The sequence below is a fragment of the Schumannella sp. GW821-FHT10F01 genome (genome assembly GCF_058809295.1).
This window is the reverse complement of the sequence record NZ_JBXASM010000002.1, coordinates 339,554-357,034: the sequence shown is the minus strand read 5'-3', so window position 1 is coordinate 357,034 and position 17,481 is coordinate 339,554. Positions and strand designations below refer to the sequence as shown.

Annotated in this window: 15 protein-coding genes and 1 pseudogene; 6 read left to right on the top strand and 10 right to left on the bottom strand. The window is 73.9% G+C overall.

Features of this window, described 5'->3' with window-relative positions; all coding sequences use genetic code 11:
• The 3 genes and pseudogenes from AC1RSJ_RS04855 to galU all read right to left on the bottom strand — a co-directional run.
• Positions 1-308 (bottom strand): annotated as a pseudogene (locus AC1RSJ_RS04855) (hypothetical protein); the annotation flags it as partial.
• A 171-nt stretch (positions 309-479) separates the two neighbouring features.
• Positions 480-1,124, bottom strand: a complete 645-nt coding sequence (locus AC1RSJ_RS04850; RefSeq protein WP_493117213.1) for a GNAT family N-acetyltransferase — start codon at positions 1,122-1,124, stop codon at positions 480-482.
• Positions 1,105-2,052, bottom strand: coding sequence for a UTP--glucose-1-phosphate uridylyltransferase GalU (gene galU, locus AC1RSJ_RS04845; RefSeq protein WP_493117212.1), 948 nt, complete (start codon positions 2,050-2,052; stop codon positions 1,105-1,107). The genes AC1RSJ_RS04850 and galU overlap by 20 nt, the downstream gene beginning before the upstream one ends.
• A 39-nt stretch (positions 2,053-2,091) precedes the next feature.
• On the opposite strand from galU, the gene AC1RSJ_RS04840 reads away from it, so the two are divergent.
• The 3 genes from AC1RSJ_RS04840 to mscL are packed head-to-tail and all read left to right on the top strand — an operon-like array spanning position 2,092 to position 3,560.
• Positions 2,092-2,676 (top strand): 5-formyltetrahydrofolate cyclo-ligase, encoded by a 585-nt coding sequence (locus AC1RSJ_RS04840; protein WP_493117211.1) that lies wholly within the window; start codon positions 2,092-2,094, stop codon positions 2,674-2,676.
• Between the two features lie 21 nt (positions 2,677-2,697).
• Entirely contained in the window at positions 2,698-3,045 is a 348-nt protein-coding gene (locus tag AC1RSJ_RS04835) for an FmdB family zinc ribbon protein (RefSeq protein ID WP_493117210.1), read from the top strand.
• Between the two features lie 50 nt (positions 3,046-3,095).
• A complete protein-coding gene (gene mscL / locus AC1RSJ_RS04830) occupies positions 3,096-3,560 on the top strand; it encodes a large conductance mechanosensitive channel protein MscL (RefSeq protein ID WP_493117209.1) in 465 nt (154 codons plus the stop codon).
• Positions 3,561-3,634: 74 nt separating this feature from the next.
• Here the strand turns inward: mscL and AC1RSJ_RS04825 are convergent, their stop codons facing one another.
• Positions 3,635-3,805 carry a hypothetical protein gene (locus AC1RSJ_RS04825; RefSeq protein WP_493117208.1) on the bottom strand — a complete coding sequence of 57 codons (171 nt, stop codon included), beginning with the start codon at positions 3,803-3,805 and terminating at the stop codon, positions 3,635-3,637.
• A 2-nt stretch (positions 3,806-3,807) separates the two neighbouring features.
• Positions 3,808-7,500, bottom strand: a complete 3,693-nt coding sequence (locus AC1RSJ_RS04820; RefSeq protein ID WP_493117207.1) for an AAA family ATPase — start codon at positions 7,498-7,500, stop codon at positions 3,808-3,810.
• 111 nt (positions 7,501-7,611) lie between these two features.
• On the opposite strand from AC1RSJ_RS04820, the gene AC1RSJ_RS04815 reads away from it, so the two are divergent.
• Complete coding sequence (locus tag AC1RSJ_RS04815) at positions 7,612-8,172, top strand: 4'-phosphopantetheinyl transferase family protein (protein WP_493117206.1); 561 nt, start codon at positions 7,612-7,614, stop codon at positions 8,170-8,172.
• A gap of 96 nt (positions 8,173-8,268) precedes the next feature.
• Here the strand turns inward: AC1RSJ_RS04815 and AC1RSJ_RS04810 are convergent, their stop codons facing one another.
• The 4 genes from AC1RSJ_RS04810 to AC1RSJ_RS04795 all read right to left on the bottom strand — a co-directional run bounded on the left by AC1RSJ_RS04810 (position 8,269) and on the right by AC1RSJ_RS04795 (position 14,856).
• Entirely contained in the window at positions 8,269-9,582 is a 1,314-nt protein-coding gene (locus tag AC1RSJ_RS04810; RefSeq protein ID WP_493117205.1) for a M1 family metallopeptidase, read from the bottom strand.
• Entirely contained in the window at positions 9,579-13,655 is a 4,077-nt protein-coding gene (locus AC1RSJ_RS04805; RefSeq protein WP_493117204.1) for a Pls/PosA family non-ribosomal peptide synthetase, read from the bottom strand. Before AC1RSJ_RS04805 ends, AC1RSJ_RS04810 begins: the two co-directional genes overlap by 4 nt.
• A gap of 71 nt (positions 13,656-13,726) precedes the next feature.
• Positions 13,727-14,398 carry a hypothetical protein gene (locus AC1RSJ_RS04800; protein WP_493117203.1) on the bottom strand — a complete coding sequence of 224 codons (672 nt, stop codon included), beginning with the start codon at positions 14,396-14,398 and terminating at the stop codon, positions 13,727-13,729.
• A gap of 173 nt (positions 14,399-14,571) precedes the next feature.
• On the bottom strand, positions 14,572-14,856 hold the full coding sequence (locus AC1RSJ_RS04795) for a Fe-S cluster assembly protein HesB (RefSeq protein WP_493117202.1): 285 nt from the start codon (positions 14,854-14,856) through the stop codon (positions 14,572-14,574).
• Positions 14,857-15,120: 264 nt separating this feature from the next.
• Here AC1RSJ_RS04795 and AC1RSJ_RS04790 point away from each other — a divergent pair, with 264 nt between their 5' ends.
• The gene (locus AC1RSJ_RS04790) at positions 15,121-15,441 is read left to right on the top strand and encodes a DUF7882 family protein (protein WP_493117201.1); all 321 of its coding nucleotides are present in this window, start codon (positions 15,121-15,123) and stop codon (positions 15,439-15,441) included.
• A gap of 214 nt (positions 15,442-15,655) precedes the next feature.
• Here the strand turns inward: AC1RSJ_RS04790 and ald are convergent, their stop codons facing one another.
• Positions 15,656-16,774, bottom strand: a complete 1,119-nt coding sequence (ald, locus tag AC1RSJ_RS04785; protein ID WP_493117200.1) for an alanine dehydrogenase — start codon at positions 16,772-16,774, stop codon at positions 15,656-15,658.
• A gap of 153 nt (positions 16,775-16,927) precedes the next feature.
• On the opposite strand from ald, the gene AC1RSJ_RS04780 reads away from it, so the two are divergent.
• The gene (locus tag AC1RSJ_RS04780; protein ID WP_493117199.1) at positions 16,928-17,419 is read left to right on the top strand and encodes an Lrp/AsnC family transcriptional regulator; all 492 of its coding nucleotides are present in this window, start codon (positions 16,928-16,930) and stop codon (positions 17,417-17,419) included.
• Positions 17,420-17,481 lie beyond the last annotated feature (62 nt).

The window sequence follows — 17,481 nt, the reverse complement described above, 5'->3', positions numbered from 1 at the left end:
GTGATGACGGGCGCGGCGGCGCGGCGGGCGGCGGCGAGCACGGCGCGCTCCCGGGCCTCGCGCTGCCGGCGCTGCTCGGCGAGCAGCCTGGCCTGCGCCGCGGCGTCGCGTGCGGTGGCCTCGACGCGCACCTCGTCGGGCACCTCGGCCGACTCGGCCATGACGCGGAGGGTCTGCTGCAGCCGGGTCGCGTTCCGCTCGGTGGCGAGGTACTCGCGACGGCGGAACCACGTGGGCAGCAGGTAGGCGAACCAGAGCACGGCGGCGACGGCGAACATGACCGCCGTCCCCAGTCCCGTGAACTCCATGCGTACACGGTACGGACGCGATCGCGTTTCCCCGGGACCGCCACGCCCTCGACCTCAGGTCGAAGGTTCGCGTGAGGGCTGGGAGTTCGACCAATGCTGCGCATCGGCACGGATGCTCGAGAACATCACGCCGCACTCGTGCCGATGCGCAGCATTGGTGAGGATGACGCCTCAGCCGAAACGGAGCGGGAGGGCCGCGGCGGCGCGGTCCGCCTCCGGCACGCTGCCCGCGCCGGCGGGCACGCGGCCGTCGAGCCAGCGGCGCAGCACGCCGTGCGGCAGCTCCTCGACCGTGAGCGCGAAGGCGAAGTGGTCGCGCCAGTCGCCGTTGATGTGGATGTACCGGCGGCGCAGGCCCTCGTAGCGGAAGCCGAGCTTCTCGACCACGCGGAGCGACGGGGCGTTCTCCGGGCGGATGCAGATCTCCATCCGGTGCAGCCCGAGCCCGAAGAAGCAGTGATCGGTCGCCAGGGCGACCGCGGTCGGCGTCACGCCGCGGCCCGCGACCCGCTCGGCGACCCAGTATCCGATCGACGCGGACGACAGCGAGCCGTAGCCGATGCCCGACACGTTGAGCTGCCCGGCGAAGACGCCGTCGACGTCGATCGCGAACGGCAGCCCGCCGCCGTTGCGCGCGTTCGCGAGCAGGGCGCGGATGTTGGAGCGGGCGTCCATCAGCCGGGCGCCGTGCGGGTCGGTCGCCTCCCACTGCCGCAGCCAGCGGCGGTTCGCCACGAGCTCGCCGTCGAGCGCCCGGGCGTCACGCAGCCGGATGGGGCGGATCGTGACCGGTCCCTCACTCAGGGTCGGGAGCACCGGTCTCCGCCTCGGGGGCCTCGGCGTGGCCGGCCTCCGGCAGCCCGGCCGCGAAGCCGGCGAGCCAGGCGCGGAAGTCCGGTCCGAGGTCGTCGCGGTCGGAGGCCAGCTGCACGATCGCCTTGAGGTAGTCGAGGCGGTCGCCGGTGTCGTAGCGGCGGCCGCGGAACACGACGCCGTGCACGCCGCCGGCCCAGGCCGGGCCGCTCGCGAGCGTCTCCAGCGCATCCGTCAGCTGGATCTCGCCGCCCTTGCCGGGCGCGGTGTTCTCGAGGATCTCGAAGATCTCCGGGCGCAGCACGTAGCGGCCGATGACGGCCAGGTTCGAGGGCGCGTCCTCGGGGGCCGGCTTCTCGACCATGGACGTGATGCGCACGACGCCGTCCTCGCCGGTCGGCTCGACCGTGGCGATGCCGTAGAGGTGCGTCTGCGACGGGTCCACCTCGAGCAGGGCGACGACGGTCGTGTTCTTCTGCTGCTGCACCTCGAGCATCTTCTCGAGCAGCACGTCGCGCTCGTCGATGATGTCGTCGCCGAGCAGCACGGCGAACGGCTCGCGGCCGACGTGCATCTTCGCGCGGAGCACGGCGTGGCCGAGGCCCTTCGGGTCGCCCTGGCGCACGTAGTGCACGTCGGCGAGGTCGGTGGAGTGCTTGACCTTCTCGAGCTTGGCGCTGTCGCCCTTCTCGGTGAGCACCTGCTCGAGCTCGCCGACGCGGTCGAAGTGGTTCTCGAGCGCCGTCTTGTTGCGTCCGGTGATCATCAGCACGTCGTGCAGGCCGGCGCGCACCGCCTCCTCCACCACGTACTGGATGGCGGGCTGGTCCACCACCGGCAGCATCTCCTTGGGCATCGCCTTGGTCGCGGGCAGGAAGCGGGTGCCGAGGCCAGCCACAGGAATGACCGCCTTGGTGATCGTCGTCGCCATGGCGACAGGGTATCGGGTCGCCTGGCTACCATCAGAGGCATGCCCGACGACATCGACGATGCCAAGCGAGCGCTCAGGGCGGAGCTCCGCGAGCGGCGGCGCATCCGCACGTCGACGGAGAAGGCCGCGGCCGACGCGAACGTGACCGAGCGCCTCGGCGAGCTGACCCGCCGCTACGCGCCGGCGCTGGTCGCCGCCTACCTCTCCACCCCGGACGAGCCGGAGACGCGCACCTGGCTCCGCACGATCGCCGGGCAGGGCATCCGCATCCTCCTGCCGGTCTCCCGGGCCGACGGTCTGCTCGACTGGGCGCCGTACGACGGCGAGGACGAGGACCAGGACGTGCTCGGCATGCCGACGCCGACCACCGAGCTGCTCGGGCCGATCGCGATCGACGACGCCGATCTCATCCTCGTGCCGGCGGCGTGCGTCGACCGGAGCGGCATGCGGATGGGCTGGGGCCGCGGGTACTTCGACAAGACGCTCGGATCGATGCAGAACTGCCCGCCCGTCTATGCTGTGGTGTTCGACGACGAGCTGCTCGACGAGGTGCCGCGCGACCGTCACGACATGCCGGTGAACGGGGTGGTCACCCCGTCGGCGATCGTCGACCTCCAGCCCTGACTCCGGCACCTCCGAGGACTCATGCCCACCTACTCCTACCGCTGCACCGCGTGCGGCACCGCCTTCGACGTGCAGCAGTCGTTCACCGACGACTCGCTCACGGAGTGCCCCACCTGCGGCGGGGCGCTGCGCAAGCTCTTCAGCGCGGTCGGCGTCACATTCAACGGGTCCGGGTTCTACCGCACGGACTCCCGCGCTAGCGTGAAGGGCGGAGGCGGATCGAAGGCCGAGGGCTCCTCCGGCTCCTCGTCCGGCACGTCCGGCTCCGGCTCCACCTCGGGCTCGTCGGGCTCGTCGTCATCGGGGTCGTCCGGCTCGTCCGGGTCGGGCTCGAGCGGCGGATCGACGGGCTCCAGCTCCTCCAGCTGACCCCGGCGGGCCTGCCCCGTCCGGTCCCCCGACCCGAAAGGCAGCCCCGCATGATCCAGGGTTTCAAGGAGTTCGTGCTCCGCGGCAACGTCATCGACCTCGCGGTCGGTGTGGTCATCGGATCCGCGTTCACCGCGATCGTGACCGCCCTCGTCACCGGCATCTTCAATCCCGTCATCGCGCTCCTGTTCAACGCGAGCGACCTGAACAAGGCCGGCATCGTGCTGCGCGACAACCCGGGCACCGACAACGACATCGTGCTCGCCTGGGGTACCGTGATCGCCGCCGTGATCCAGTTCCTGCTGGTCGCGCTCGTCGTGTACTTCGCGCTCGTCGTGCCGATGAACCGCCTGAAGAAGGTGTCGTTCGGCAAGAAGGTCGAGGAGGAGTCCGCGCCGGCCGTGCCGACCGAGCTCGACCTGCTCGTCGAGATCCGCGACCTGCTGGCATCGCAGAACACCGCCCAGCGCGGCGCCGACCCGAACCCGCCGTACAACAGCGGCGCCACGGCGTAAGGGCGATCCGGATCCCTGAGCCTGTCGAAGGGCGGCTTCGACAGGCTCAGCCATCCGAGGAGAGGCGCTAGCGCTCAGTAGTGCGGGGGCTTCTCCGCACGCATCCGCTCGTCGTTGTCGCGGCCGGTGCCGCGCTCCGGCTCCGAGTCCGGATGCGGGTCGCTGCCCGCGGGCGGCTCGGTCGTGACGCGCCGACGGACGCGTCGCGGCCGCTCGACCGGCTCCGGCCGTGCGTCGTCCGGCATCGTCAGTCGGAGGCCGGGACGACCCCGGCGGTGCGCGCGACGCGGTCCGCGACGGCGTCCGGGTCGCTGAACAGCTCGAACGCGTGCACGCGGGCGTAGTGCCAGCCGAGCCGGCGCAGCACCTCGGGGCGCAGCCGCAGCGACTCGCGCAGGCTGCGGCCGAGCAGGGCGGCATCCGTGTCGACGACGACGCAGGTGCCGCCGTTCGCGGCGACCAGGCCGAGCTTGCCGCGGTGCCCGAGGGCGACCCGCAGGCCGCGGGCGGAGAGCCGGCGGGCGAGGTCGACGAGCATCGGATCGGCGGCGTCCGGGAGCTCCGGGTCGGGCAGCGGCGCGGCGACCTCGTCGAGGATCTCGGCGAGCGCGATCGCGCCGTGGCGCATGCGGCCGTCCTCGACGTCGTCGGGCCGGAAGCAGGTGACGATGAGCAGCGAGCGGCGGGCCCGGGTCATCGCGACGGCGAGCAGCCGCTCGCCGCCCGGACGCCCGAGGGCGCCGAAGTCGCTGAGCACGCGGCCGTGCGGGGTGCGTCCGTAGCCGAGCGAGAAGATCACTCGGTCGCGGCTCTGCGCGAGCGCGCCCTCGATCGTCGAGACCGCGAACGGCTCCGGCCGGTCGCCGAGCACGAAGTCGGCGAGCTCGGGACGCGTCGACGTCGCCGCGAGCACCGCCTGCTGCACGCGCACGGCGTGCTTCTCGGAGGCGGAGACGACCATGAGCGACTCGCGCGGGCGCGTGGCCGCGTGGTCGATGACGAGCTGGACGACGCGGTCGACCTCGGCGTCGACGCTCTCGACCGCGCCGGTGACGCTGTCCGGCAGGCCGGTGCCGCCCTCGATGTAGTCCAGCGCGATGCTGGCGTGGCCGAGGAAGCAGCCGGCCCACGGCAGCGAGTCGAGGCGGCCGCCGTAGAACTTGCGGTTGATGAGCTCGGCGAGGTCCTCGCCGCCGGCCCGGTAGCTGCGCGTGAGCGACAGCACCGGCAGCAGGTCGGCGAGGCGGGCGAGCGCCGAGTGCGCGTGCAGCTCGTCGACGTCGAGCTCGGGGTCGCGGCGGTGCTCCGGCTCGTCGATCGCGGTGAGGAACGGCGCGGGCGTCTGCGTGACCGGGTCGCCGATCGCGATCACCTGGCGCGCACGGCGGATGGCGCCCACCGACTCCGCGACGGTCACGGCACCGGCGTCGACGAGCACGACGGCGTCCATCGCGAGGTCGTCGTCGATGAGGTGCGTCTCGTATGGCGACGCGAGCCAGACCGGCGCGATGACGCGGGCCAGCCGCGGCGCGATCCGCTGCAGCGCGGTCGAGTCGACGCCGCCGGCGCGGAGGGCGTCGCGCAGTGCGGCCGCCTCCTCCGGGTAGTCGGCGATGCCGATGCTCCAGCGCTCGGCGAGCTGCCACGACAGCAGCTGCGCGCTGCCGGTCGCGTGCGCCTCGTCGACGAGGCGGAAGTCGGCCTCGAGCCGCTCCAGCACCTGCGTGTTCGCGCCGAGCAGGGCGCGGTCGGACTCGAGCAGCGCGTCGAGGGAGGAGCGCCACCAGGCCAGCTCCAGCTCGGCGGCGACCTGCTCCTCCGGCACGTGGCGCGCGGCGAGGTCGGCGATGAGGGGCTCGAGGTCGAGGTGGTGCAGGGTCGCGAGCAGCTCGGTGCGCTCGACGAGGTTCGTCAGCACGTCCGAGTCGGCGGCGAGGCCCTCGAGCATCCGCTCGAGCTCGTCGATCGGCAGGGTCGCGAGCCGGTCGCCGGCGCTGTGCGCGTCCGTGCCGCGGCCGAGCGGGGCGTCGAGATCGGCGAGGTCCTGCGACACCTGCTGCCAGGCGACGTGCACGTCGGCGATGCCGATGGGCACCTCGGGCGCGACGCCGGCGGCGACGTAGCGCTGCCACATCATCCGCTGCTGCTGCACCTTCGTGAGCGCCTCGTGGAGGTCGCCGACGTGCATGCCGGGGCGCACGTACTCGCGGGCCAGCGCCTTGAGACGCCGGCGGTTGCCGCCGGACATGGTCGGGCTGTCGCGACGGGAGGCGGTCGCGGCGATGAGCTCGCTGAGCGAGCGGTCGAACACGCTCGGCACGAAGCGGTCGAGGGTGTCGCGCAGCTCGGCGAGCAGCCGCAGGTAGATGCCGAGCTCCTCGATGCTCTCGAACGGCCGCATGCGGGTCGAGCCGATGAGGTCGCGGGCGCGCTCGAGCAGGCGCGGCAGCTCGTCGTTCTTCAGGCGCCGGGCGAGCTCGTGCGCGCGGGACGCGTCGTCGCCGGTCGCGAACTGGGCGCCGTACCAGGGCGAGTCGCCGGGGCCGTAGCGGAACTCGCCGAGGCGGGCCGCGTCGACCATGGTGCCGGCGACATCCGGGCGGTTCGCGACGAGCGACTCCACCGCGTGCCGCGACAGGCGCGCGGTCGTCGACGGCGGCTCCGGCAGCAGCGCGAGGCGCGACAGCTCGGTGACGCAGTCGAGCACCGAGACGCCGAGCACCGCGTCCGGGCGCGAGAGCGCGCCGCGGTAGTCGAGCAGCACGCCGCGGAGCCGCACGAGCGCCTCGTCGATGTCCGCGAGCTGCGGACGGCGGGCCTTCTCGTTGCGGCCGATGGAGCGGACGAGGTCGCGGCGGAGCGTGCCGGGCTGCACCGTGAGGCCCGGGAGGCCGATCTCGGTGAACCGGTCGGCGATGCCGCGGAGGCTGGCGCGGCGCGGGCTGACGACGAGCACGCGCTTGTTCTGCGCGACGAGCGCGCCGATCGCGTTCACCACGGTCTGCGTGCCGCCCGAGCCGGGCATGGTCTTCACGACGATCGAATTGCCGGCGGCGACCTGCGCGAGCACCTGCTCCTGCTCCGCGTCCGCGTCGAGCAGCAGCGTGTCGGTGGACGGCTCGCGGCGATCCGGATCGCTCGGCTCGACGTGCGCGGAGCCGGCGCCGATCGCGGTCGCGGCGCTGTCGTTGCCGGCGAGCGCGTCGAGCACCGGGTGCTCGAGCTCGCGGGCGTCGGACAGCATGGGCGCGGCGACGTCGCTGAACGTGGAGACGAGCAGCCGCGGGGCGACCGTGTAGTCGGGCAGGTGCGCGGTGAGCGAGCGGAGCTGGTCGATGACCGCGTTCGGCTTGAACGTGCCCTCGTTGTCGGTGAGCGCGACGAAGGCGCGGGCGTCGAGCGAGATGCCGAACTGCTGCTCCATCGCGCGGGCGAACGCCGGGTTCAGCGCGGGGCCGCCGCGCAGCTTCAGCTCGAAGTCGCGGCCGGCGCGGCGGATCGCGAGCGGACGCAGCAGCACGGGCGCGCAGAACGCCTCCCCGGCGCGGGTCCAGGTCGCGACGCCGATGCCGAGGTGCACGGCGTCGATGCCGCGGGTCGCGGCGAGGTCGGCGCCCTTGGCGGCGATCTGGTCGGCGGCCTGCCGCGCCGTGCGGAGGGCGATGTCGTCGCGGATGAGGTTCGAGAGCCGGGTCGTGGCGCCGGTGATGAACCGGGCCAGTCCGCCCGGGTGCGTGGTGCTCAGCTCGATGCGGGTCCAGCGGGAGTCGACGAAGTGCAGCATCGGCGACCGGCCGCCGAGCTCGGAGATGTCGTGCCGCCACTCGGCTCGCGACGGCTCGGCCACGTTGCCCGTCGACCAGTCCTCGCCCCCGATGCCCAGGCCCTCGGGCAGCGTCAGATGCCGTTCGGTCGCGATGTCTGGATCGCTCTCGTCCATGACATCACTCCGTCGGTTCGCCGGCCACACACCGCCAACCTAAGGCCCGAGCCCTGGAAAGCCGGGGAAGTCGGGCCGGGTTTCGCGATACCGGAAGGGTAGCGTGCCGCCGTGGAGCGCTTCCGGACGCCGCAGGGGATGCACGGCTCCGCCGTGGCGCTCGCAGCGGTGCCGGCCGGAGCGTCGGAGCGGCGCATCGCGGCGCGGCTCGCGGCGGCCGAGCTGGTCGCGGAGCTGGCGGGAGCGGCCCCGTCGTCGGTGCGGATCGACGCCGTCTGCCCGGACTGCGGCGGCGACCACGGGCGTCCGGTCGCGGCCGTCGAGGGGATGCCGGATGTGCGCGTCGCGGTGTCGGTGAGCCACCCGTCCCCCGGCGCGGCGGTCGTCGCGGCGGCGCTCGGGGGCGCGGTCGGAGTGGACGCCGAGCCGGATTCCGACGCGGCGCGGGCGCGCGCGGCGGAGGCGCTGCCCGGCTCCGCCGACCCGCTGCGCGACTGGGTGCGGATCGAGGCGGCGCTGAAGGCGGACGGCCGGGGACTGCGGGTGGATCCCGCGACCGTGGAGCTCGACGGGGAGTCCGCGCGAGTGCCGGGCGGCGCGGTCTGGCGGGTCGCGGAGGTGGAGGTGCCGGGGCTCGTCGTGTCCGTGGCCGTCGCCCACTCCGATGGCTGAGGAGGCGCGTCGGCGCCGTCTCGAAGCCGCACGCGTGCAGACCTGAGGCTTCGAGACAGGCCGGAGACGGCCTTCCTCGGCCAGCGGCGGACGGGCTCAGTGCGGGTACGCGGGCAGCCGCTTGTGGAACAGCCAGGCATGCAGCAGCGTGCCGGCCTCCGCTCCCCCGGCCGCGACCGCGAGCGCGAGGAAGTCGTCCGTCGTGACCGCCGCGTACCGGTGCACGTCGCACCACTCGCGGATCAGGTCGAAGAACGCGGCGTCGCCGAGGCGGAGCCGGAGGGCGTGGAGGGCGAGCGCCCCGCGCTTGTAGACGCGGTCGTCGAACATGTCGGCCGGGCCGGGGGCGCCGACCACGAGGTCCTGCGGCTCGTGCCGCAGCCGCTCGTGGTGCTCGCGGGCGCAGGCGTCGGCGCTCGGGCCGCCGCGCTCCTCCGACCACAGCCACTCCGAGTAGCAGGCGAAGCCCTCGTTGAGCCAGATGTGCTCCCACGCCGCCACCCCGACGCTGTTCCCGAACCACTGGTGGGCGAGCTCGTGGGCGATGAGCCGGTCCCAGGTGCGCGCGCCGTCGGCGTGGTTCGCGCCGAAGATCGCCATCCCCTGCGCCTCGAGCGGGATCTCCAGCTCGTCCGCGGTGACGACCACGCCGTAGCCGTCGAACGGGTAGGGCCCGTAGAGCCGCTGGTAGAGCGCCATCATGCCGGCGAGCCCGTCGAAGTCGTGCTTGACGCGGCGCGCGATCGCGGACGGGTAGGCGAGCGAGCCAGGCACCCCGTCGAGGTCGGCCGACGCGGTCGTGTACCGGCCGAGCTGGAACGTCGCGAGGTAGGTGGCGGTGGGCTGGTCCTGGGCGAACGTCCACACGCGGCGGCCGCCGGTCATCCGCTTCGATTCGAGGCGGCCGTTGCAGACGACCGTGTAGTCGGGGTCGGTGACGACGCGGATCGCGTAGCGCGCCTTGTCGGACGGGTGGTCGTTGCACGGGAACCAGGTGGAGGCGCCGGAGGGCTGCGCGGCGACGATGACGCCGTCGGCGAGCTCCTCCCAGCCGACCGGACCCCAGGTGCTGCGCCGGGGCTTCGGCGTGCCCCCGTACTCGACCGTGACGCGGAACCGCTCCCCCGCCGTGATCGGCCGCGCGGGCGTGACCGTCAGGTGATGGGCGAGGTGCGAGTGCCGGGCCTTCTCGCCGTCGACGCGCACCTTCGTCACCCGGAGGCCGGACAGGTCGAATCGGATGCGCGGCAGATCCCGCAGCGCGAGCGCGTCGATCGCGGCGACGCCCTCGAGCCGGTTGACGCTGACGCGGTAGTCGAGGTCGAGGTCGTAGGCGTCGACCGCGTAGCCGTCATCGCCGATGCCGGGGAGGTAGGGGTCCGCGCCGCCGGTGGTGAGGAGGCCGGTCATCGCACCGTGACCGCGCGGTACGGCGCGAGCACGACCTCCCGCCACGGGCCGATCGGGTTGCCGCTCCAGCGGCTGCCGTCGGGCACCTGCTCGCCGCGCATGACGAGCGACGCCGGGCCGACCGTCGCGTGCGCGCCGATGCGGGCCGCGGGCAGCACCACGCTGTGGGGGCCGAGGGTGGCGCCGAGGTCGAGGGCGACGGAGTCCATGGCCATGATCCGATCATGGAACAGGTGGGTCTGCACGACGCACCCGCGGTTCACAGTCGATCCGTCGCCGAGCTCGACGAGGTCGGCCTCGGGCAGCCAGTAGCTCTCGCACCAGACCCCGCGGCCGATCCGCGCGCCGAGGCTGCGGAGCCAGACGTTGAGCGCCGGGGTGCCGACGGCCGCCGAGGCGAACCAGGGCGCCGCGATCATCTCGACGAAGGTGTCGGCCACCTCGTTGCGCCAGACGAACGATGACCAGAGCGGATGCTCGCCCCGCCGGATGCGGCCGACGAGCGTCCATTTCGCGAGCGTCGAGATCACGGCCGCCACCGCGCCTGCGGCGAGCAGCACCGGACCCGAGAGCACGACCGCCCAGCCGACGCCGAGCGCCGCCGCGATGCCGGCGAGCGCGAGCATCACCCCGAGGCCGAGGGCGACGGTGATGATGACGGGCACGATGCGCCCGAGCTCCCAGAGCGCCCGCGCGACGCGGAGCCGGGTCGGCGGCGAGAACGTGCGCTCGAGGTCGCCCGCGCTCACCTGGCGCCGCAGCCGCATGGCCGGGGAGCCGAGCCACGACGAGCCGGCCTTCGACTTGCGCGGCGCGGTCGAGAGCACGGCGACGAGCCCGTCGCGCGGCACGCGCCGCCCGCCCGCCGCGATGCCGGAGTTGCCGAGGAACGAGCGGCGCCCGAGCTCCGCCTTCGCGAGCCGCACCCATCCGCCGCCGAGCTCGTAGGGCGCGACGAGCGTGTCGTCGGCGAGGAACGCGCCGTCGCGGATCTCGGTCAGCGACGGGATCAGCAGCACGGTCGACGCCTCGACGTCCTTCCCGACGCTGGCGCCGAGGATCCGCAGCCAGACCGGGGTGAACAGGCTGGAGTAGATCGGGAACAGCAGGGTGCGCGACAGGTCGAGCAGCCGCTCGGTCGCCCAGGCCTGCCAGCCGATGCGGCTGCGCACCGGATGCACGCCCGGGTGCAGCGCGATCGAGAGCAGCCGCACCCCGATCACGACGAGCAGGGCCGCGACGACGCCGGTCACGAGCGTGGCGGGCACGAGGCCGGCGAGCGCGCCGAGCACGACGTCGCCCGCCGTGCGGGCGCCCCGGAGGAACGGGGCCAGCACGAGCACGCCGGCCGCGACGGAGACCACGGGCAGCAGCGAGATCGCGACCGACACGGCGCCGTAGGCGAGCATCCAGCGGCTCCGGCGCGCGGGCCGGTCCTCGGGCCACCAGGCGCGCGTCGGGCCGACGCGGACCGCCGGCGACCCGGCCCAGAGCTGCCCGGACGGCACGCGCCCGAACACGCTCGATCCGGCTGCGATCTCGGAGCGCTTGCCGAGGTGGGTGCCGGGCGCCAGCGTGCTGCGCGCGCCGACCGTCGCCCCGGCGCCGATGCGGATGCCGCCGATGCGCACGGTGTCGCCGTCGATCCACCAGCCGGCGAGATCCGTCTCAGGCTCGACCGCGGCGCCCCGGCCCATGCTGAGCATCCCGGTGATCGGCGGCAGGGCGTGCAGGTCGACGTCCGACGCGATCCGGGCGCCGAGGGCGCGGGCGTAGTAGCTGATCCAGGGCGCGCCGGCGAGGCTCGCGGCGCCGACGGAGTGCGCGCCCTGCTCGGCGAGCCACAGCCGCAGGTGCACCGCGCCGCCGCGCGGGTAGTCGCCCGGCTCGAGCCGGGCGAGCAGCAGCCGCGCGATGACGACGGCGATCGCCATGCGCCCGAACGGCGTGACGAACAGCACGAGCGCGATCACGAGCAGCCAGACCGGGATGCCGGGCAGCGCCTCGAAGCCGGGCTGCGTGTGCAGCAGCGCCGTCGCCGTGAAGAGGATCGTGAGCCAGCGGAGTCCGGCGAGGATCTGGATCGGCACGCCGAGCAGCGTCTGCGCGAGCTGGAAGCCGCGCGGCACCGGGGTGATCCGGTGGTACACGTGCGCCGGGCCGTCGCCGCGGGCGTCCTTCCGCTCGGCGAGGAATGCGGCCATCGCGCCGAGACGCGGGTGCTCGTAGATCTGCGCGACCGTGAACTCCGGGTCGTCGCGACGCACGCGGGTGACGAGCTGCGCCGCGGCGAGCGAGCCGCCGCCGAGCTCGAAGAACGAGGCGTCCGCATCCGGCACCGGCACGCCGAGCACCGACTGCCAGAGCTCGGCGAGCTCGCGCACGGCCGGGTCGAGCGCCGAGACGTCGACCTCCACGTCGGGCAGCGGCCAGGGCAGCGCGGCCTTGTCGACCTTGCCGGAGACGCGCGTCGGCAGGTCGTCGACGACGGCGAGCAGCGGCACGAGCGCCGCCGGCAGCTCCTCCCGCAGGCGCGCCAGGGCCGCGACGCGGTCGAACGCATCGGGGTCGGCCGGCACGAGGTAGCCGACGAGCACGCGGGTGCCGGCATCCGTCTCGCGCACGGCGACGGCGGCGGCGCTGACGCCGTCGAGCGCCTGCACCGCGGCCTCCACCTCGCCGAGCTCGATGCGGCGGCCGCCGATCTTGACCTGGTCGTCGGCGCGGCCCTGGAAGATCAGGCCCTCGCGCTCGAAGCGCACCAGGTCGCCCGAGCGGTAGGCGCGCGGCCAGCCGAGGCCCGCGTGCGGCGCGTACTTCTCGAGGTCCTTCGCGAGGTCGAGGTAGCGCGCCAGCCCGACGCCGCCGATGATCAGCTCGCCGACGCCGCCCTCGGGCACGCGGAGGCCGTCCTCGCCGACGACCGCGAGCTCCCAGCCGTCGAGCGGGAGGCCGATCCGCACCGGTCCGCTGCCGTCGAGCAGCGCGCCGCAGGCCACCACGGTCGCCTCCGTCGGGCCGTAGGTGTTCCAGACCTCGCGGCCGTCGACCGCGAGCCGCTCCACCAGCTCGGGCGGGCAGGCCTCGCCGCCGAAGATCAGCAGCCGCACGTTCTCGAGTGTCTCCGCGGGCCAGAGCGCGGCGAGGGTGGGCACGGTCGAGACGGCGGTGACGCCGCGTGCGACGAGCCACGGCCCGAGGTCCATGCCGGTGCGGACGAGCGCACGCGGCGCCGGCACCAGGCACGCGCCCGACCGCCAGGCCAGCCACATCTCCTCGCACGAGGCGTCGAACGCGACGCTGAGCCCGGCGAGCACGCGGTCGCCCGGGGCGAGCGGCTCGTCCTGCAGGAACAGGCGGGCCTCGGCGTCCACGAACGCCGCGGCCGACCGGTGCGACACCGCGACGCCCTTCGGCGTGCCCGTCGAACCCGAGGTGAAGATGATCCAGGCGTCGTCGTCGGGCGTCGGCGGATCGGCGAGCGGGACGCTCGCCGTGCTCGGGTGCGGAGCCGCACCTCTCCCCGCCCCGGACCCCTGAGCCCCCGCATCGGATCCCTGAGCCCCCGCACCGGACCCCTGAGCCCCCGCACCGGACCCCTGAGCCCCCGCACCGGACCCCTGAGCCTGTCGAAGGGTCGACGACCCACCCCCGGCCCCCGGACGGAGCTCCAGCTCGCCCGCGCCCGACAGGATGCCGGCGACGCCGGCCTCCCCGAAGACGAGATCGGCGCGCTCCTGCGGGTCGTCGACGTCGACGGGCACGTAGGCCGCGCCCGCGGCGAGCACGCCGAGGATCGCGACGTAGAGCGCGGAGCCGCCGGAGGGCATCCGAACCCCGATCCGATCCCCGCGGCGGATGCCGGCGCCGTGCAGGCGGGCGGCGAGCGCGACGACGCGGGCCATCAGCTCGCGGTAGCTCAGCGCCTCGTCGCCGTCATCGATCGCGGACGCCTCCGGATGCCGCAGCGCGGTCTCGCGGAGGACGTCGAGCAGCGTGCGCTCGGGTGCGGCGAGGTCGACGCTGCCGAGCACCGGCGACGGATCGGACGTGGGAGAGACGAGGTCGGTCATGCGCCCCCCTTCGAGCCGGGAACGCTAGGCGCGCCCGGTGTCCGGGAGGTGAACTGGTCGGCGATCGGCGATCAGGAGCGCTCGAGGAGCGCGACGAGCTGCGGCTTGGTCAGTCGCGAGTACCCGGCGAGCTTCTTCGCCTTCGCCCGCTCGCGCAGCTGCACGACCGAGAGCGAGGTGAGCGGAGCAGAGGCACCCGCGGCGCTGCGGACGCGAGCGGCGCGGGGCCGCGGGGCCGCCGAGCTGCTGGTGACGGGCTTCGGGGCTGCGGTCGCGGCGGCGGGCGCCGAGACTGCGGCCGGCTTCTTCGCCGCCGCGGTCGGCTTCTTGGCCGCGGTCGGCTTCCTCGCGGGCGCGGTGGAGATCGCCGCCGCGGACGTCGTCGCCGCTGCGGACTTCTTCGCGGGCGCAGACTTCTTCGCCGCGGCGGGCTTCGTCGCCGAACCGGGCTTCTCGATGGCCTTCTGCGCCGTCTGGGTCGCGCGCTCGGCGGCGGTGGCGACGGTCTCGACCGGCTTCGCGGTCTTCGCGGCGGCCGCGGCCTTCTTCGCGCCGTCCACGGCCTTCGCGGCGGCCGTGCTCGCGGACGCGGCGCGGCGCTCGAGGCGGTCGGCGATCCGCTCGGCGTCCCTGCGGGCGTTCTTGCCGAGCTTGCGCGCCTTGGCGCGGGCGTCCTCCACCGCCTTCAGCGCGGCGCGGAGCGACTTCTTGGCGTCGCGCTCCAGCTTCTTCGTCGTGGCCATCGGTCCTCCTGTCGTCGCCGCGTCCGGGTGAACGAGCGGGAGACAGCGTGGCACGCGAAGGTTAACGGGGCGCCGGGACGTCCTCCGGCGTGTCACGGCCCGTCATCTGCACCGCCCGGGACACGACGAGGCCCCGCACCCGATCGGATGCGGGGCCTCGGTCGACGTGGGCGTCAGGCCTGGTCGGCGAGGGCGAAGCGCACGCCGCCGGCGTCGTCCACCTGCGCGTCGAGCACCTTGTCGTCGAGCACCAGCACGGCGCTCTCGCCGAGGAACACCTTCGCGCCGTCGGACTCGACGACCGCGTCCGTGGGCTGGGGCACCTCGGTGATGCTGACCGCGAAGTCGGCACCGTCGGGGCCGCCGGCGTCGATGCGCAGGCCGCCGTCCTCGACGTCGGGGTTCTGGTCGATGAGGGTCTTCACCACCGTGCTGGCGGCGGGAGTCATGGTGAGCATTCGCTCGTCTCCTTCCGTGGTTCGTGCGGGGACGACGTCCACGTTTCCCCTCGAGCGCCCGCGCTTCAAGCGGATGGAGGCTTCGCCCAGGGTCCTCGCACCGCGCTCTGCGACTCGGGGTGAGGGGTGCGATAGCGCTGTCGGATAGCAGACGGATCGCGGATCGATCAACCCCCCTCGGCGCTCCGGCGGATCCGGCTACGGTCCGATCACCGGACCTCCCGCCTCTGCTCGCGGCCCTGCCCAGGCCGGCGGAAGGCACGCGTGGGGGATCTGTTCTACGGCTCGCAGCGCACGCGCGTGCACCTCGACGACCGGCTCCTGCACCACCTGCGCCTCGCCATCACGACGAAGCTGCGGCGCAACGAGCCGTTCCTCGTGTCGTGGCGGGACGCGGAGCGCGTCGGCGGCGGACGCACCTCGCTGTGGGTCGCGCCGCACATCGACCTGATCTACAAGTTCGATGGCGCCCGCGACGCCGAGACGGATCCGCGGCTCGTGGAGTCGCTGCTGGCCGCCGCGTCGACGCCCCAGGGCGTCGAGCTCGACGAGGCCACTCTCGTCGAGAGCCCGCGCAACTGGTAGCGCTCGCGCCCCCGGGTGGCTGAGCCCGTCGTAGCCTCGGACGCGGCCGCGCTACGACCCTTCGACAGGCTCAGGGATCCGAGTGTCGGCGCGGCTCAGGGATCCGAGTGTCGGCGCGGCTCAGGGATCCGAGTGTCGGCGCGGCTCAGGGAGCCCGAGTGTCGGCGCCGCTCAGGGAGCCCGAGTGTCGGCGCGGCGCGGGGATCCGAACGACCTACGCGGCGATCGCCTCCGCGACCGTCGTCTCCGGCAGCTGCAGCGCGGCCGCGACGCCCGCGTTCGTGATCGCGCCGCCGTGCGTGTTGAGTCCGCGCCCGAGCGCCTCGTCCGCCGCGAGCGCGTCGCGCCATCCGCGGTCGGCGAGCTGCAGCACGTACGGCAGGGTGGCGTTCGTGAGCGCCCGCGTCGAGGTCTCCGGCACCGCGCCCGGCATGTTCGCGACGCAGTAGTACAGCGAGTCGTGCACGGCGAAGGTCGGGGCGTCGTGGGTGGTCGCGTGCGAGCCCTCGAAGCAGCCGCCCTGGTCGATGGCGATGTCGACGAGCACCGAGCCGGGCTTCATCGCGGCGACCATCTCGTCGGTCACGAGCTTCGGCGCCGCGGCGCCGGGGATCAGCACCGAGCCGATGACGAGGTCGGCGTCGCTGAGCTGCGCGGCGATCTCGTACGTGCTCGACGCGCGGGTCTGGATTCGGCCGCCGAACTGCGCCTCGAGCTGCTTGAGGCGCCCGATGTTGAGGTCGATGACCGTGACGTCGGCGCCCATGCCGAGCGCATTGGCCGCCGCGTGCTCGCCGGCGACCCCGCCGCCGATCACGACGACGCGCGCCTTCGGCGTGCCGGGCACGCCGCCGAGCAGGATGCCGCGACCGCCCGCCGCGCGCATGAGGTGGTAGCCGCCGACCTGGATCGACAGGCGCCCGGCGACCTCGCTCATCGGGGCGAGCAGCGGGAGGCTGCGGTCGGCGCGCTGGACCGTCTCGTACGCGATCGCGGTCGTGCCGGCGGCGAGCAGCGCCTCCGCGGTGTCGCGGGCGGCGGCGAGGTGGAGGTAGGTGAACAGCACCTGGTCGCGCCGCATCCGCGCGAACTCCGGCGCGATGGGCTCCTTCACCTTGAGCAGGAGGTCGCCCTCGGCCCAGACGTCGTCGGCGGTGGCGAGCAGCGTCGCGCCGGCGGCGGCGTAGTCCTCGTCCGCGACCCGGGATCCGAGTCCCGCGCCCGCCTCGACGAAGACCTGGTGACCGCGGCGCACGAGCTCGTGCACGCCGGCCGGCGTCGCGGCGACGCGGTTCTCGTTGTTCTTGATCTCGGTGGGGATGCCGACCTTCATGGCTGCTCCTGTGCTCGTGGTGCGGGCCCCCGCGAGCGGTTCCGGGGTCGGGGCTAGTATGCGAATCACATCGGCTGGAGGGAAGATCTGCCGAAGATCCTCCGGCCAACGCCGAATGGCGCCGATGTTCCTTCGCGAGAGAGGCGGCCGGACGTGACTGCGGCGAACATCCTGCGAGCCGATCCGACGGGTCCGCTCGACGACCTCGACACCCGGCTCCTGGCCGCTCTGCAGGAGGACGCCCGGATGCCGAACGCGCGCCTCGCGGAGCGCCTCGGCGTCGCGCCGTCGACCGCGCACGCCCGCCTCCGCTCGCTCGTGGACCGCGGGGTCATCACCGGGTACACGGCCGAACTCGACCCGGCCGCGCTGGGGCTCGGGTTGCAGGCGCTCATCAGCGTCGGCATCCGCTCGGGCGCGCGCGGCGGCATCTCCTCGTTCCTCGACCGGATCATCGCGCTGCCCGAGGTGGTGCAGGCGTTCTTCCTCGGCGGCGGCGAGGACTTCATCGTGCACGTGGTCGTGCGCGACACGGAGGCGGTGCGCGACTTCGTGGTCGAGCACCTCTCCGCGAACCCGGCGGTGTCGTTCACGAGGACGAGCCTCGTGTTCGATCACCGCCGCACGCCGCTGCCGCTGCCGTAGGGGCTTCGACAGGCTCAGCCATCCGGTGGGGCTCAGCAGCCCGGTGGGGCTGTGGGGCTCAG